This is a genomic window from Acaryochloris thomasi RCC1774, from assembly GCF_003231495.1.
In the GTDB taxonomy this organism is placed as follows: domain Bacteria; phylum Cyanobacteriota; class Cyanobacteriia; order Thermosynechococcales; family Thermosynechococcaceae; genus RCC1774.
Map to the genome: position 1 here is coordinate 14,372 of NZ_PQWO01000016.1, position 15,460 is coordinate 29,831.

12 protein-coding genes are annotated in these 15,460 nt (G+C 50.7%); 6 read left to right on the plus strand and 6 right to left on the minus strand.

Annotated features, from left to right (window positions below; all coding sequences use genetic code 11):
- Positions 1-43: 43 nt before the first annotated feature.
- Positions 44-2,005, minus strand: a complete 1,962-nt coding sequence (locus C1752_RS20555) for a nucleoside-diphosphate sugar epimerase/dehydratase (protein ID WP_110987935.1) — start codon at positions 2,003-2,005, stop codon at positions 44-46.
- A gap of 795 nt (positions 2,006-2,800) precedes the next feature.
- Here C1752_RS20555 and C1752_RS20565 point away from each other — a divergent pair.
- Entirely contained in the window at positions 2,801-3,661 is an 861-nt protein-coding gene (locus C1752_RS20565; RefSeq protein ID WP_233501778.1) for a metal ABC transporter permease, read from the plus strand.
- 9 nt (positions 3,662-3,670) lie between these two features.
- Here the strand turns inward: C1752_RS20565 and C1752_RS20570 are convergent, their stop codons facing one another.
- The gene (locus C1752_RS20570) at positions 3,671-5,779 is read right to left on the minus strand and encodes a PD-(D/E)XK nuclease family protein (protein ID WP_110987936.1); all 2,109 of its coding nucleotides are present in this window, start codon (positions 5,777-5,779) and stop codon (positions 3,671-3,673) included.
- 118 nt (positions 5,780-5,897) lie between these two features.
- On the opposite strand from C1752_RS20570, the gene pxcA reads away from it, so the two are divergent.
- Both pxcA and C1752_RS20580 read left to right on the plus strand, forming a co-directional pair.
- Positions 5,898-7,355, plus strand: a complete 1,458-nt coding sequence (pxcA, locus tag C1752_RS20575) for a proton extrusion protein PcxA (RefSeq protein ID WP_110987937.1) — start codon at positions 5,898-5,900, stop codon at positions 7,353-7,355.
- Between the two features lie 66 nt (positions 7,356-7,421).
- Positions 7,422-8,525 carry a glycoside hydrolase family 113 gene (locus C1752_RS20580; RefSeq protein ID WP_110987938.1) on the plus strand — a complete coding sequence of 368 codons (1,104 nt, stop codon included), beginning with the start codon at positions 7,422-7,424 and terminating at the stop codon, positions 8,523-8,525.
- 258 nt (positions 8,526-8,783) lie between these two features.
- Here the strand turns inward: C1752_RS20580 and C1752_RS20585 are convergent, their stop codons facing one another.
- Positions 8,784-9,425 carry a 50S ribosomal protein L25/general stress protein Ctc gene (locus tag C1752_RS20585; protein WP_110987939.1) on the minus strand — a complete coding sequence of 214 codons (642 nt, stop codon included), beginning with the start codon at positions 9,423-9,425 and terminating at the stop codon, positions 8,784-8,786.
- 236 nt (positions 9,426-9,661) lie between these two features.
- Positions 9,662-10,600: a tetratricopeptide repeat protein gene (locus C1752_RS20590; RefSeq protein WP_110987940.1), complete on the minus strand. Its 939-nt coding sequence runs from the start codon at positions 10,598-10,600 to the stop codon at positions 9,662-9,664.
- 110 nt (positions 10,601-10,710) lie between these two features.
- Here C1752_RS20590 and cobU point away from each other — a divergent pair, with 110 nt between their 5' ends.
- Both cobU and C1752_RS20600 read left to right on the plus strand, forming a co-directional pair.
- Positions 10,711-11,262 carry a bifunctional adenosylcobinamide kinase/adenosylcobinamide-phosphate guanylyltransferase gene (gene cobU, locus C1752_RS20595; protein WP_199464468.1) on the plus strand — a complete coding sequence of 184 codons (552 nt, stop codon included), beginning with the start codon at positions 10,711-10,713 and terminating at the stop codon, positions 11,260-11,262.
- Positions 11,263-11,387: 125 nt separating this feature from the next.
- Positions 11,388-11,807, plus strand: coding sequence for a hypothetical protein (locus tag C1752_RS20600; protein WP_110987942.1), 420 nt, complete (start codon positions 11,388-11,390; stop codon positions 11,805-11,807).
- Between the two features lie 155 nt (positions 11,808-11,962).
- On the opposite strand, the gene rbp is transcribed toward C1752_RS20600, so the two are convergent.
- Together rbp and C1752_RS20610 are read right to left on the minus strand one after the other, a co-directional pair.
- A complete protein-coding gene (gene rbp / locus C1752_RS20605) occupies positions 11,963-12,241 on the minus strand; it encodes an RNA-binding regulator (RefSeq protein WP_110987943.1) in 279 nt (92 codons plus the stop codon).
- Between the two features lie 262 nt (positions 12,242-12,503).
- A complete protein-coding gene (locus C1752_RS20610; protein WP_110987944.1) occupies positions 12,504-12,761 on the minus strand; it encodes a lipopolysaccharide assembly protein LapA domain-containing protein in 258 nt (85 codons plus the stop codon).
- Positions 12,762-12,987: 226 nt separating this feature from the next.
- Here C1752_RS20610 and gyrA point away from each other — a divergent pair, with 226 nt between their 5' ends.
- Positions 12,988-15,438 (plus strand): DNA topoisomerase (ATP-hydrolyzing) subunit A, encoded by a 2,451-nt coding sequence (gene gyrA, locus C1752_RS20615; RefSeq protein ID WP_110987945.1) that lies wholly within the window; start codon positions 12,988-12,990, stop codon positions 15,436-15,438.
- Positions 15,439-15,460: the final 22 nt, after the last annotated feature.

Sequence of the window (15,460 nt, forward strand, 5' to 3'; positions counted from 1 at the left end):
ACAGTGCGTCACAGGGAACTTATCGAGCTTGACGAGAGAGGCGTTATTTATTCCTGGCTGCCGTTTTCACGTACTGCCTAGTCCTTACAGTTTGAGTCTGGTACCCATCAACGAGCGTTTTGAGTAGACCGCGAATCTGCTCAGAATCGTTACTAAAGGCAGCTTGTCCCAAATCAGCAACCACCCGCGTCAGCTGTTCTGATACAGTCCTGCTAGCATTTTTGACCACTAACAATTTTTCATGCTCGGTGGGTTGGTACTCCTCTCCAGGAATGAGTAACTCCTCATATAGCTTCTCCCCAGGTCTCAGACCTGTGAAGCAAATTTTGATGTCCTTATCCACTTGATAGCCTGAAAGACAAATCAAATCATTGGCTAGATCTACGATTTTGACCGGTTCACCCATGTTGAGCATCAGCACTTCGCCCCCTGGGCTGAGGACGGACCCCTGCAGCACCAACTGGACCGCTTCAGGAATGGTCATAAAGTAGCGACAGATGTCAGGATGAGTCACCGTCACCGGTCCACCTTCAGCAATTTGACGCTTAAAAGTCGGGATGACGCTGCCTCGACTACCCAGGACATTACCAAAACGAACAATGACAAACGACCGATGACTTCTCCGAGCGGCCTGCAGGACAAGCATCTCCGCGACCCGCTTACTAGCGCCCATCACACTAGTGGGGTTCACAACCTTATCTGTGGAGATCATGACGAAGTTCTCGACGCCAAACTCTACAGCCAAATCCACGAGGGCTTTGGTTCCTAGAACATTGTTGGTAATGGCTTCTGGTGGATTGTCTTCCATCAGAGGAACATGCTTATGAGCTGCGGCATGAAAAATGACCTCTGGCTGAAACTGCTCAAAGGCAAACCGGAGTCGAGCCGGATGGCGTAAATCAGCAATGAACGGAGTCAAAATAGGGGCATTCAGGTAACCCGAGCCATTATTGTCGCAACCCCTATCCCCACCTAGGTTATGTAATTCTTGCTGAATATTGAAGACCGAATTTTCTCCATGCCCCAACAGAATCATTTCTTTCGGATTGAGGCTGTAGACCTGCCGACAGAGCTCGCTACCAATGGAACCTCCAGCACCGGTAATTAAGACACGCTTGCCTTGCAAAAGCTTCTGAACACGCTGAACATCAATATAAACCGGCTCCCGTCTGAGCAAATCTTCGATCTGCACTTCTCGCAGGCTTTGACGTAGGTTTCTTGAACTGCTCAAGATATCCTGCAGAGCAGGTAGGGTTTTTGTTTCTACCCCGGCCTGATGACAGATAGAGACAATATCTCGGATCACGGGGCCTGAAATCGAGGGCATCGCAATAATGGCGACCTGAATCTGCAGTGTTTTGACAATTTCAGGAATCAAGGTGCGATCTCCGAGAACCGGCAGTCCTCGGATTTTCAGCTTGCGCTTTTTGGGATCGTCATCAATGAAAGCAACGGGGACCAAACTCACCCCAGGATTAGATTCTAGCTCTCGAGCAAGGGCAACACCTGCATCACCGGCACCGATAATCAGAGCATGTGCTTGGGAGGTACGCCACTGCGATAGGCTTCCCCAGCGGTGATTGAAGCGCTCAATTGCTCTGAGACTGAACCGACTACCACCTACGACGAGTAGGGTTAGCAGGCCCTCAATGAAGGGAAGTGAACGAGGTAAGGCAATCAAGCCGAGAGACTGCAGGGTCGAAAAAGCAAAGGCTTGCAGGATGATGACTGCAAGGGTCAAGGACACGATCTTGAGCAGTTCATCAATGCTGGCATAGCGCCAAAACGAACGATAGAGGCCAAAAGGCAAATAAACTGAAAACTTCAGAAAGATAAACAGTAACGTAATGGCAATCAGGCCCGCTTGATGATGTTCGGGCACCCCCACACTGTCTAACCGCAAGTTCAACGCCAACAGCGGTGTCAATGTGAAACAAACGGCATCAATTAGAAAAAAATGACGGTTTCTCAGTCTCAGAAACGCATCACTCAGACCATTCAGCATGGGCAGAAAGCACTATGTTTGTATGATTACACTATCACTACACTCCCCCGAGGAGTTGCATTGGCAACGAAGTGAAAGCCTCTACTCTAGACAATAAGCCGCGTTTTCAGCCCTTACTTATCGTACAAGTCAAGAGATATTGTGACTGCCGTGAGTTCAAAAAGTTCCCGTCCTGCTATTGTGCGGGTAGTGGGCCAGGAAAGGCGACAAGAGTGCCATTTAATCAAACACCCAATCAAATTAACTGCAGGGACATCCACCACAAATGCAGTTCAGCGTATATACCCTTGCTTCAAAGTAGCAACCACTCCATGATGAGTATCATTCTCGGCTCTAGGCGGCATGCTAGAGGTTCAACAGTTAGCGGTCAGTTATCGAGAGGGGCGGGGCTTAGGTCAGGTTAGCTTTAGATCCTTTAGATTACTCCCAGGTCAGCTTCAGCTTGTCGGAGTAATTGGCCCTAATTGGAGCTGGTAAAATACGCTGATGAAGGCCATGCTGGGGCTTATACCAGCAGCCCACGGAGAATATCATTTTTGATGTCTTTGATGAGCTAAAGGCTCAAGGGAAAATTCTGCTGGTGAGCAGTCATGACTAGGGTGACTCGATGTCACAGCTCGATCGGCTGTTGCTGCTCAATCAGTCTTTAATTGCCGATGGGGGCTGGAGCAGGTGATGACGCCGGAAAACCTGCAGCGAGCCTATCGCGGAACGGTGGGTCGCCGGGATGTAGATATGCCTTTTTTCTGTTAGGCAGATCAATCATGTTCGATTGGGTATTGGAGCCACTGGGTTATGCTATGCGTTTATGCGAGATGCGATCGCATCTTAGTCGGCATCCTGTTGTGTCCGGTCATCGGTAGCTTCTTGATTTTGCAACGCATGACACTGTTGGGGGACGTCATTGCTCACTATGTCTTGCCAGGGCTTTCGGTTGCTGCCTTCACTGGCATTAATGTCTTGATTGGAGCCTTTTGCTCTGGCTTAGCAGGGGCACTCTTCATCACCTGGATTCGCGCTCAATCCCGGATTAAAGCAGATTCGGCAATGGCAATCACATTCTCCACCTTTTTTGCCCTTGGGATTATGCTGCTGTCGCTTCTTAAAAATCAGTTCGACCTAGACGGTTTGTTGTTTGGTGACATTCTCGGCGTCACCTCCACTGACATCACGTACACCCTGATCGTCACATTGCTGCTGCTGACAACGGTGAGGCTGGTCTATAAAGAACTGCTGCTGTACACCTTTGATCCCACTAGGGCAAAGGTCATGGGCCTTCCCATCAATATTTTGTACATCGGTCTGATGGCTGCAATTACATTGACGGTGATTGTTAGTGTGCGGGCCGTTGGCGTCATCTTGGTGATCTCAATGCTTGTTGGGCCAGCACTGACGGCTTATTTACTCGTCAAAGAGCTGCACCAGATGATGATTGTAGGTGCTGAGTTGGGAGCCAGCGTTAGCGCAGTGGGCGTCTATTGCAGTTACTACACAGGTGTGCCCTCAGGACCAGCCATCGTCTTGGCATCATCCACACTGTTTGTACTCGTCGTCTTACTCTTGAGTCCTTCGCAGGGTATTCTCACCCGTCTCAACGGTAGAAAGCAGTCACTGATTACCCTCATCAATTTGTCGTCTGGCCGCCATAAACATTAGCACTTGTAATCAGGCCATTATTCCTGAATAATTCAATGGCGATGCAGCAGCATCCACGAGAGGCAATAAAGGCCCTGCCTGCTCTTGGCCGCTTACTGACAGTTCGCTGTAGCACAGGTAAACTCGCTCAGTGACTCGTCCCAGCAGATCTTGCATCAGTCGCTCAAGCTGTTGCTGATCCTGAACAAGCTCATCATCCACCGTTAGCGGATCGCCAGACCAACTTTGAAGGAAGAAGGGAGCACCCCATAGAACGACTGCCCCTCCTCCATGCCACAGCGCAGAGCCTGCATCTAACCAGAAATGCCAGCGATGCACCTGACGCGCCATCCGATACTGGAACGTTGTTGAGAGCATAACGGCCTGATGGCCTTGATGATTAACCGGATACGGATTGGCCGTAATCGTCCCCTGACGCAAAAGAGCAATAAACTGACCCACCGTTACAGCCATTGGCTCTGTTCGAGTCTGAGTCTGGCGCAGCCGAGTATCGACCTCCCAATAATGCTGGGCCGTTTCTATCAGTTCTCTCAGAACCGATAGCTGATCAAAGGAAAGCACCTGAGCCGAAAAAAAGTGCTGAATGGCCCGATCTAAGATGAACACAGGACTCAACGTCAAATAGGGTTGCTGGACTGTCGTTGCCACCGTTTGCTGTGCCAGCCAGCTCAGAATTCGGTTGTAGGCCACTGTTGCTTGGTGACCCAGTCGATCCCACCTAGGGAAGCTCTCAATCGGTAGTAAACGTGGCTGTTCAGGGTGAGCTTGAAAACAGTAGTCTGCCAGTAAACCAGCTCGCACCGGGTCGATGAGCTCTGCTTGATCCGAGTCAGACGTTGGAGTCGTCAGAACCACCAGCATCTCTGCAATCTGCTCTTGATCCACTAAACGCCCTAGACCTGGATAAACTAAGGTTAGGAGCGTCAGCAAAGCCCTAACCATGGCCGTGCTGTTGAGAGGTCGCTGATCCTGAAGTGATTCAACAGCAATCCCTTGGCGAGCTAATATTTCTCGTAGCGTATAGCGGGCAATCGTATCAAGACCCGGACCAATGACAGCAATGTCTCGCGGCTCAACTTCACCAGATTGAACCGCATCGATAATGGTCTCAGCAGTCTGACGCAGGAGCTGCGCTCGAGAGCTGGTTCGCAGCGACACAATAGAGTCCGGTAGCGCCACTGATGCATGGCTGAGAAAGTCGATTACAGTAGATGAGATTGTCGACCACCGGCCTGCCTCCATAGGAAAAGCTTCATTAGCGGCCGTTGCACCTCCCAACGAATACGCCGCAGGCGTCAGGGAAATAACTTGGCAGCGCTCGCAAAGGCCCAGTAGATGGTTTGGATCAGCCCCCAGTCCCAAACGGATGGCGCCCTCAGGATTAAAGGTAAAGCCCGCAGGGTGACCGGCTTCCAGCCAGACTTCAAATAGAGAGCGGGTAATTGCCGGATAACTATCAACATCGTCAGCCATAATGCCCTGGAAGCGCTGTAGCAAATGTCCGCGATAGGTTGGATTTGGCAGCAGGTAGCGCCAGAACAGCTCTGTAATCAGGCCATAGGTCAGCAGACCGTTATCGAGACACCAATTGCGCCATTGAATCAGACTCTGCCCCAAAATTTCCCACGTTTTGGGCTGATCATGAACAAAACCTTGCTGGAGCCGGTCGGGAATCTCTTCTAAGGGTGTGCCGCTAAACGCTGCGAGCTGCAGCAGATCTAAGACGCGCCGGACCCAGCGTTCGCAACTCAAGTTTTCAAACTGCCTCAATTGCTCCCAAACCGCATCATTCCAGAACTGAATTGCCAGCGCCTGCTCAGTCTCTGGCCTCAGACGCACCGGGAAATGAGCCTTAAGCTGCAGTGCCTCCGTAATCAACGGCCAAAACAACACCACCTCATCCTCAAAGAAGCCCAAAGGTGTGGTGGAGGTTACCGTTGGGTGGGGTGTGATCAATGCAATCTTCTGCATCAACCGCTGGCGGTTATCGCCATTGACCGCAAACACCAGAAAATTAGAAGCATCCGTCACCTGAGACTCAAGAGCAAGATGATCAATTAGAGCTGTTGTCTTGCCGCTGCGGACAGGACCAGAGAACCAACGAAGAGAACTGTTCACCTAAATCAAACCCGTTTGCTAAAATCCATCATACTCAAATTCACTCTGCGGGCCTGAACGCTGAATCTATAGCACTAAAGCGACAGTAGAATTAGATAGCCCGGACTCTAGGCACCCCATGCGCTCTCCCCTTGCTTCCACCCTAAAAAAGACCTTCTTAGCCGCTGAAAAATGGTACCGAAACACACCAGAGCGAGCGTTGGAAGCAGCCTATCAAGCAGCCAAATCAATTAAAGCCATCGAAGATGAACACTTTGACGGTCAGCCTATTGGATTTAGCAGTCCCTACACCGGGGCAGTTTCAACCTACTTCCAAACCGAGCGGGATAAAAATCTGAGAACGATCCGGCGGCGTCTCAATGAATATAAAATCGGCACTTCTTTTGTCGATCTCTACCCCCGCGATCCAGATGGGCCAAACCTGATGCAGCGAATGGGTGTCCCCGGTGACGCCTACGACCCCAGCCCCGAAGATATCACCATCGAAGCGGTACCCGAAGTCATTGCTAAGTCAGTTGAGCGCCAGTCCTTACTGGACAAACTCACCTTCGTTGACTCTGTGTTGATCCGATATACATTGGCATCCACTCGGCGGCCTCAGCCCTCACAGCAGGCCACAAAACGTCAGTCCCCACTCATTCAGACGAACGAAATCAACGGCAAAGTGAACGGATCGAACCCGCGACAGGAGTCTGTTCCCGTCGTGCTGTCCGTCCAGAATTCGCTCTATGAAGGAGAATTTACGTCCGATGACATCTCGGCCGATCCGTCCAAGCTAGACAGTGGCAGTTTCGTTCCCCGCTCCATCCTGAGGACCGCCAACCGATTTCGCAAAGAACTTGATCCAGATCCGAGCACTGAAGAAGACATTCTTCAAGACTTTCGGGTGTCTCGCAATCGTACCCAGGGAGCGGTTCGTTTTCTTCTACTCCTGACCATTCTGCCGCTGTTGACTCAGGTGTTCATGAAATACGTGGTGGTGGGGCCAGTGGTGGATCGCTTTCAGGGCAGTGAAAAAATTGAGATTATCATTAACCCTGAAATTGAGAACAAAGTCTTCAATGAGCTTTCGCACTATGAGCAGAGATTAAAATTTCAGAATCTTACTAACCCCGCGCCTATCCCTGAAGCTGATATCAATCAATTGCTCAGAGAACGGGCCGTGGAGCTATCGGACGAATATCAGTGGGAACTAACAGAACCGATCAAAAACATTTTTGCTGATCTCGTCTCTCTGCTTGTCTTCGCAATCCTGATTGCCCGTGGAAAAGAACAGATTGCCATCATCAAATCGTTTTTCGATGAAATCATCTACGGTTTGAGCGATAGTGCCAAGGCGTTTATTATCATTCTCTTCACTGATGTCTTTGTGGGCTTTCACTCCCCTCACGGCTGGGAAGTGATTATTGAGAGTGCCCTTTCTCACTTTGGGCTGCCGTTGAACCATAGCTTTATCAACGTCTTTATTGCGACCTTTCCGGTGATGCTGGATACGGTCTTCAAGTACTGGATTTTCCGCTACTTGAATCAAATTTCTCCGTCTGCAGTTGCGACCTATCGGACAATGAATGAGTAGAACAATCGACGATTCTTACTCCTGTCCTCCCAATTTTGAAAGCAGCGGGTCACCCACAGCGTTTTGATGAAGAAATTTATTTTCCTGTGGGCGATGACCTATTTACTCGTGATCGGCTGCTATACAGTCGGCGAGACCTTTCCCATTTCAGCTCCCGCAGAGCAATCTAGCAATATTGCTCAAGCCGACCACTCACAAAAACAGCAAGGCGTCTCTTGGGTTGCCGGACCACAACCCATCACTCGGGAAAATTTAGAGTCCCTTAAAGCAAATTATGTGAACTGGATTGTCCAGACGCCCTTTGGCTGGCAAAGGGACTATGACTCACCCGAACTGATGTTACAGACAACAGACGGCTATTGGGGTGAAACAGATCAGGGATTAGCACTCACCACTCAATATGCTCAGGAGCTAGGGATCAAGACTCTATTAAAACCCCATATTTGGCTCACTCAGGTCCGTGAGGGTAAGTGGCGCACCGACATTGCGATGCAGTCTGAGGTGGACTGGCAAACTTGGTTCAATCAGTATCGGACTTTTATCCTGCACTACGCGAGGTTCGCTGAAACTCATAGGATTCCGGCTCTGTGTATTGGCACTGAATTACAGACAACGGCGGTGCAACGTGAACAGGACTGGCGCCAATTAATTGCGGAGATCCGTCAGGTCTATCACGGTCAACTCACCTATGCGGCCAACTGGTTTGAAGCCTTTGAGCAGATTCAGTTTTGGGATGCCTTAGATTTCATCGGCATTCAAGCCTACTTTCCCCTATCGACAGAGCTTTCTCCCACTATTGAGCAGCTTAAGGCAGGATGGCAACCCTACATCGAGCCAATTACCGCTGTTCAGAAAAAATATCAAAAGCCAGTTATTTTCACTGAGATTGGCTATCGCAGTACCGAAGATGCGGCGATAGAACCCTGGAAGTGGCCTGATTCGTCAGAACTAAATCCCAAAGTTTCCGCAACGAAGGTTGGCTTATTGACGCAGGCTAACTGCTACGAGGCCTTTTTTCAAACCTTCTGGGATCAAGAGTGGTTCGCAGGAGCCTACTGGTGGAAGTGGTTTCCTGAAATCAACCAAGATTCGCAGCAGGTCGGCACAGGATTTACGCCTCAGAATAAACCTGCTGAAAAAATTTTAAGCAGGCAATATAGCGACACCTAATGGCTGAAACAGGCCAACTGACAACACGTTCCATAAGATGGTTAAGACTGCAGTGTCAAACAGAAAATCCACCTAGCGCGTCAGGAGTTGCCGCAAATGAGTATTCAAAGATAGCTTTTATTCTTGAGAACTCTTCGTCTGAACATCAGAATATTCAGCGCTTTAAAAGACTTAGCCGTCAATTAGGGAGATTTGTCTCTCCCCTAATTGACGGCTGAACTGCCATTATGGAAAACGGCTGCCTCAGGCCCACGGCACTTATTCTGCGGACGCTTCGTCGCTTGCGGGCTCACCAGCAGCTTCTTCAGAGCCTTCTTCTGTCTCATCATCAGTGACTGTTGCACCCGCTGGCGCTAAGACTGATGCTACAACACGGTTTCCTTCTCCGGCAGAGGTAACGCCTTTAGGCAGAGACAGTTCATTCACGTGAATGGCATCCCCAATATTGAATCCGCTGATATCAATATCAATTGATTCTGGGATGCTCTGAGGCTCACACTGTAGCTCTAAAGAGGTTAGAACCAAGTCTAGGGAACCGTTGTCCTGCTTGACGCCAATGGGTTCGCCAACAAAGTTAAGCGGCACAGTCACGGTCACACTGTCTTGACCTGCGATCGCAAAGAAGCTGAGGTGATAGAGACTTGATTTCCAAGGATGAGTTTGAACATCCCGAAGAAGGGACTGACAGTCTAGAGAAAGTTCGGGGACTTTGACTGTGATCAACGTATTATTGACCTCCACCGCAGTCAGCATCCGCTCGGCAATGGCTAGCGGCAGAGAAAGAGAAACTGATTCGGTCCCTTCATGTCCATAGAGCACGGCGGGGAGCTTGCCCATTCTGCGTAGCTTTCTAGGGTTCACTCCACTCTGGCGGGGTTCACACTCAATGGTGAATTCCATAACAAAAACTGTCCTTTTGAATCCAAATTACGGCTGATAGTCTGATCCGTTGAAGCTGCTGACCTCCAGATGCTGGCTGTTGGTACAGTCAAGAGCGCATCAATGGGGTCGACGAAGACTATTCATGCGATATTTTACTTCACTACTATATCCTTAACCGTTGCTTCGTTATCGATTCAATGCTCAAGTGATGTCTATCTATGACTAACATCATGACATTCTCCGCAAACGGACGCTTATTCAGGGCTGGATGAAGGTGTGGTTGGCACCTGAGGGCTGGCAGTTGGCTCTGGTGTGACTTGTGTTTGTTGGGCGGCGGCTTTAATTGGCTCTTTATATTGTTCGGGAGCCAAGGCAGCAGCAGATTGAAAGAAGGTTTGGGCGTCTGCTTTATTACCTTGGGCATCAAGGGCCACGGCCTTGCCATAGAAGGCTCGAAAATCTTTGGGGCTCTCTTTAATCAAATCATCGTAGAGCGTGAGGGCTTGGTCGTAGTTTTGCTGATCAACATAAACCTGCCCCAAAATCAGGTTAATCGCCAGCTCGTCCATCGTGCCAGGGGTAAGCTGGTTGGCCTGCTTCGCGGTATTGAGGGTGGTTTCCAGGATATCAATAGCGGCAGTGGGACGCTTCTCTTGCAGTAAGCCAGCGACGAGTCCCTGTAGGGCTTCAACATTGGCAGGGTCTTTTGCCAAAATATCGCGGAAGGTTTGAGAGGCAGCCTCGCGGTCACCCGCTTGCTGCTGTGAACGCCCTAGCAGCACCTGATATTCAGTCCGTTCAGGTGAAAGCTTCGCTAGTTTCGTGAGCGGTTCAACCACGTCAGCAGGTTTTTTAAGCCCTAAAGCAATCATCTGCAGCCGAGTCTGAACTAAAGCTTCGAGAACTTTTGGATTTTCCGGCTCTCGTTCGAGCACAATTTGATAACTTCTTTCTAAGTCCTGCAGCTCTTTTTGCGGCCCGTCTTGCTGACCGTCAACGGTGGCGGTGGGTGTCGCGGTGGGCTGCGAAGAGGAGTTATTACTGAACAACTCTTCAAAGACAGGGATGAAGGAAGCCCCGGCCAGTCCGACGACGGCGATGATCAGGAAAATCCAAATGAGCCAGCGCTGTTTTTTATTCTGCTGTTTCTTCTGCACCGCTTGCCTCTGAGTTCTGCTGCTATTATCGGTCATCGTCTCCTTCTCTTTCACTGAATATTTACGCTGGTTCGGTTGAGGCCGAAGGATAACCTATGTCACACTCACTGAATGTGTGATTCTTCAATGACTGTGAGATCGGTAAGGTGAGACAGCTAATTTTAGTGACGGGTCCAGCCCGTTCGGGTAAAAGTGAATGGGCTGAGGCTTTGGCGAAGGAGATGGAGGGACCAGTGGTCTATGTTGCCACATCCTCTGGCAATGACCAAGATGCAGAGTGGCAGAGAAGGTTGCGATCGCATCAAATTCGTCGTCCTCAAACCTGGAAAACCCTAGAGATCCCCATTGCCCTACCCACAGCTCTCGATCAAGCCACATTGGGGACTTGTCTGCTAATTGACTCTCTGGGAACATGGCTTGCCAACGTCTTAGAACAAGAGAATGAACATTGGCAACAAACATCAGAGGCTCTAATTTACAGCCTCAATCACTCACCCGCCACCGTCATCTTAGTCGCAGAAGAAACAGGTTGGGGCGTCATTCCGGCCTATCCCTCCGGGCGTCTTTTTCGCGATCGGCTAGGCACCTTGGTTCGACAGATTGGCAATATTGCAGATGCCGTATATCTAGTGGGGGCAGGATATGCCCTGAATCTTAAAGTTTTAGGGACACCCGTCCCTGCATCAGACGCCCTTTAGATAACCGACAGTACCACTCTAGAGAGGGCTGCAGCGATGCATACCCAGACCTGACAACTTTCTGGTGTGCGTTAACATACGGAGCAAGTAATGAAATCTTGGGATCTCTCCAAGAGGGGTCTATTATGGCTAGCGAAATTGAAGTTAAACAATACCTGGCTTACTGGATGCAGCTGGGCAAACACCTCGTCCTCCAGGGAGGACAAAAGACGGTAAAGCCCGGGGCGATCATCGCCGGTGATCGGTACAGCGCAGAGTTTGAAGCTTGCTGGGAGCAAGCCCGCGATCCTAACTCGGGTGATTGCTATCTTGAGGGGGCAGAATTTACCATTGCTCAGCTTTTAACCGAGCAGTGGGACGTCATCGACTGTGGTCGCTGCACCATGCCCTCCCCGATCCCCAGTGCAGGGGTGGCCTCTTCAGAATGTCCCTGCCACGATCTACCCAGCTGGCCCAATAACGAGTTGCCTCATCCTCGCCTACCGATCAGCAATCAGCCGCGCCTTAAAGATATCCGCCAACGTCTTGTGGATTCTAAACCCTAGGCTCTACCGATCATTGGCAACGCTCTCAGATTTGCAGCTCCCCTACAATAAAGTCCCCACCGCAAACATACAGTGGGGACTCAATTAATTGAAAGGGTCGTCAAACCGCAAAAAGCATTAGTACACCTCAGCGACCATCACATAAAACGAAGCGACTAGAAACGACGACCACCGCCACCACCATCATTACTCTGGCGTGGGCGGGCCTTATTCACCTTGAGTGTACGGCCCATCCATTCGGCACCATCTAAGGCTTCGATGGCAGCCTCTTCTTCTGCATCACTAGACATTTCAACAAAACCAAAGCCGCGCATGCGACCTGTTTCTCGATCAGTGGGTAGCTTGACGCTTTTTACAGCCCCATATTCAGCAAAGACCTGGCTGAGATCTTCCTGAGTTGCCTCGTAGGAAAGGTTCCCAATATAAATTGACATGAAAAATCTCCAGAATCAGAGAGAGTGGCTAGTTAGATTCGGAGACAAGCTTAGAGTCATCATCATTAAGCGAACTGCACAGCCGAAAACAAACTTTTTTTGAGCTTATCACGAAGTGATGGGAAACATTTCACCACTTGTTAGGAAACAACTAAACTCTCATAAACGTTAACAAAAGCCCTTCTCCAGAGGCAGACAGACCCTACTACCTAACGATTCTTTAAGAACTAAAATTCAGTATATCTTGATACAAAATTTTGGTTTACCGCTGCCATTCTTCAGAATCAAAGTCATCTAGATTGAGATCAGCATTTGAGGATGCGGTCGCTTGCCCAGCAGGCCGCAACAGGGCCACCAAAAATAGCCCCACACTAACGGCCAGTACGAGCATCATCCCGAAGGGTAACGGTACAGATTGCCAGATGAGTAACTTGATGGATACCGCCGCCGCGTTCTGAACGGAGAGTAATGCTGCTGCCGTAATCCCAAGGCCCAGTAGACAAGACAGAAGAAAATGCATATCAATATGGATGGAGCGACTTCATTCATAGCTTAAGCGATGGCCCAGTCTGCCCTCTGTGTTCGCTTTTGATTTTCACCTCTTTAGGCAAGAGAGGCACACTTAGCCTTTCGTTTGGTAAATCTCTCCCAATGGCTCGTCAAGCTAGGACGGGGTATAGTATTCTGCCAACGTTGCCCTTGAATGGCTTTTAATGGCTCACGCCGCTTAACTAGGAACCTCACCCATGGCGAAACAACTGAATCTGCTCTCTGCTGGACGGGTTATTGCCACAGCCCTGAGCACCGAGATGGAACAGTCCTACTTGGAATATGCCATGAGTGTGATTGTGGGGCGGGCGTTGCCCGATGTCCGTGATGGTCTCAAGCCCGTGCATCGACGCATTCTGTATGCCATGCATGAGCTAGGGCTAACGCCAGACCGCCCTTATCGCAAATGCGCGCGTGTCGTAGGAGACGTGCTAGGTAAATACCATCCCCACGGCGATCAGTCAGTCTACGACGCTTTAGTGCGGATGGTGCAGAGCTTTTCCAGTCGCTATCCGCTGGTGGCGGGGCACGGAAATTTTGGCTCTGTGGATAATGACCCTCCGGCGGCAATGCGGTATACCGAAACGCGGCTCTCTACCTTCGGCAACATCAGCCTGCTAGAAGATGTCGGGGAAGAGACGGTTGGCTTTGTCGGCAACTTTGATAATTCACAGCAGGAACCCACGGTTTTACCCGCTCAGCTCCCGACACTGCTGCTGAATGGTTGTTCTGGCATTGCGGTGGGGATGGCAACCAACATTCCGCCTCATAACCTGGGTGAGATTGTTGATGCTTTGATTGCCCTCATTGATCGCCCCGAACTCAGTCCTGAGGAGTTGCTAGAAATTGTGCCCGGTCCCGACTTCCCGACGGGGGGCGAAATTATGGGGCAGACGGGCATTACGGAAGCCTATGCGACAGGACGCGGCAGCATTACGGTAAGGGCCGTCACCCGCATTGAGGAGGTGCAGCCGGGACGAGGTCGCCATCGCCGTCCGGTGATTGTAGTAACAGAGATGCCCTACCAGGTAAATAAGGCAGGGTGCATCGAGAAAATTGCGTCGCTGATTAGCCAAGGCCGTCTGGAGGGAATCGCTGATCTGCGGGATGAGAGCGACCGTGAAGGGATGCGGGTGGTGATTGAGCTGAAGCGTGAGAGTGACCCAGAAGTTGTGCTTTCACACCTGTACCGCCTGACGCCGCTGCAGTCTAACTTTGGCGTCATTATGTTGGCGATTGTCAATGGACAGCCTGTTCAGCTTTCGTTGAAAGAGGTGCTGCAGGAGTTCCTTGACTTTCGGGAAGAGACGCTGACTCGTCGCTATCGCTATCAGCTTGAGCAGGCTCAAACGCGTATTCACCTGGTAGAGGGACTGCGTTCGGCCTTAGGTAACGTAGATACTGTTGTTGAGATTCTGCGGCAAGCAGCAGATGGCACGACGGCCAAGTATGAGCTGCAGAATCAGCTTGATTTAAGCGATCGCCAAGCCGATGCGATTTTGGCGATGCCGATGCGACGCTTAACGGGATTGGAACAGCAAAAATTAAAAGAAGAGTTTGATGAGCTAACCACTCAAATCCAAGGTTTAGAGGTGCTGCTCGGTAGTCGCCACGAACTTTTCAAATCGCTTAAGCAGGATTTTCGAGCACTGAAGCGCCAGCACAACGATGAGCGCCGCACCCATCTTCAGTTGGCGGCGGCACCAAAGACCGTGGCGGTTCGCTCTGCTGACGATCCGGTCACGGTAGAGATCAGTCAGCGCGGTTATGTTCGCTGTCTTCGTTCTACGCCCCGGCCCCGTTCACAGAAGGCGGCGGAGTGGCAGGAACAGCCCCGCGATTTGCCCCTGCGTCTGTCTAATACGCGATTGTCTGATGAAATTGTCACCTTTACGAACAGCGGTAAGGCCTACCAGGTGCCGCTACAGTCGGTGCCGCTGACTTCGAATAAGGCCCGTGGCGTGCCATTGATGACGCTGCAGCCTGAGAGCGCTCACAAGGAAGAGATTGCAACCTACTTTTTTAGATCTGCGGTTGATCCTGAATCTCGCCTGATTTTGTTGACGGAGCAGGGGCGGATCAAGATGCTGCCCTGGTCTGATTTCGCCGATATTACGGCGCGCGGATTAGGGGCGATTAAGCTCAAGGATGATGATCAGCTTCGCTGGGTGGTGCCCATTGGGGAGGAGAGTGAAGTTGCGATCGCAACTTCAACAGGTCGCCTCCTACGCATCCCCGTCACCGAAGTTCCTGAAATGGGCCGCACCGCTCAAGGGAACCGGGCTTTGCGACTCCGCAAGCAGGAACAAATTGCAGGCATGGTGACCCTTACGGATGATAGCGCCCTCGTGCTGCTCTCCAGTCGCGGCTACTGCAAACGTCTACCGATCGATTTCTTCCGTATTGGAAAGCTGGGTGATGTGGGCAGTCAAGCCATTCAATTTGCCACTAAAACCGATGTACTCATTTCGGCTTTGCCCACCACCGCCGAGATTTTAGTCACCACCAATCAAGATCGGATCGCCTATCTCCCCACCGATGATTTGCCCGTTGCGGGGAGAGAGGGGGCGGGACGGCAAGTTCTGAAGCCCCAGCGCGGAGAACTACTCGTAGGTGCCACACCGGTCTTCGATCAACCGGATGCCTAATGGTATCAATGGCTGGGCCTCC

What these genes read in the sequence shown, in the direction of transcription:
- C1752_RS20555 (WP_110987935.1), bottom strand. Translation starts at nt 2,005, where the DNA reads ATGCTGAATGGTCTGAGTGATGCGTTTCTGAGACTGAGAAACCGTCAT.
- pxcA (WP_110987937.1), top strand. Translation starts at nt 5,898, where the DNA reads ATGCGCTCTCCCCTTGCTTCCACCCTAAAAAAGACCTTCTTAGCCGCT.
- gyrA (WP_110987945.1), top strand. Translation starts at nt 12,988, where the DNA reads ATGGCGAAACAACTGAATCTGCTCTCTGCTGGACGGGTTATTGCCACA.
- C1752_RS20565 (WP_233501778.1), top strand. Translation starts at nt 2,801, where the DNA reads ATGCTATGCGTTTATGCGAGATGCGATCGCATCTTAGTCGGCATCCTG.
- C1752_RS20585 (WP_110987939.1), bottom strand. Translation starts at nt 9,425, where the DNA reads ATGGAATTCACCATTGAGTGTGAACCCCGCCAGAGTGGAGTGAACCCT.
- C1752_RS20610 (WP_110987944.1), bottom strand. Translation starts at nt 12,761, where the DNA reads ATGCATTTTCTTCTGTCTTGTCTACTGGGCCTTGGGATTACGGCAGCA.
- C1752_RS20590 (WP_110987940.1), bottom strand. Translation starts at nt 10,600, where the DNA reads ATGACCGATAATAGCAGCAGAACTCAGAGGCAAGCGGTGCAGAAGAAA.
- C1752_RS20580 (WP_110987938.1), top strand. Translation starts at nt 7,422, where the DNA reads ATGAAGAAATTTATTTTCCTGTGGGCGATGACCTATTTACTCGTGATC.
- C1752_RS20600 (WP_110987942.1), top strand. Translation starts at nt 11,388, where the DNA reads ATGGCTAGCGAAATTGAAGTTAAACAATACCTGGCTTACTGGATGCAG.
- rbp (WP_110987943.1), bottom strand. Translation starts at nt 12,241, where the DNA reads ATGTCAATTTATATTGGGAACCTTTCCTACGAGGCAACTCAGGAAGAT.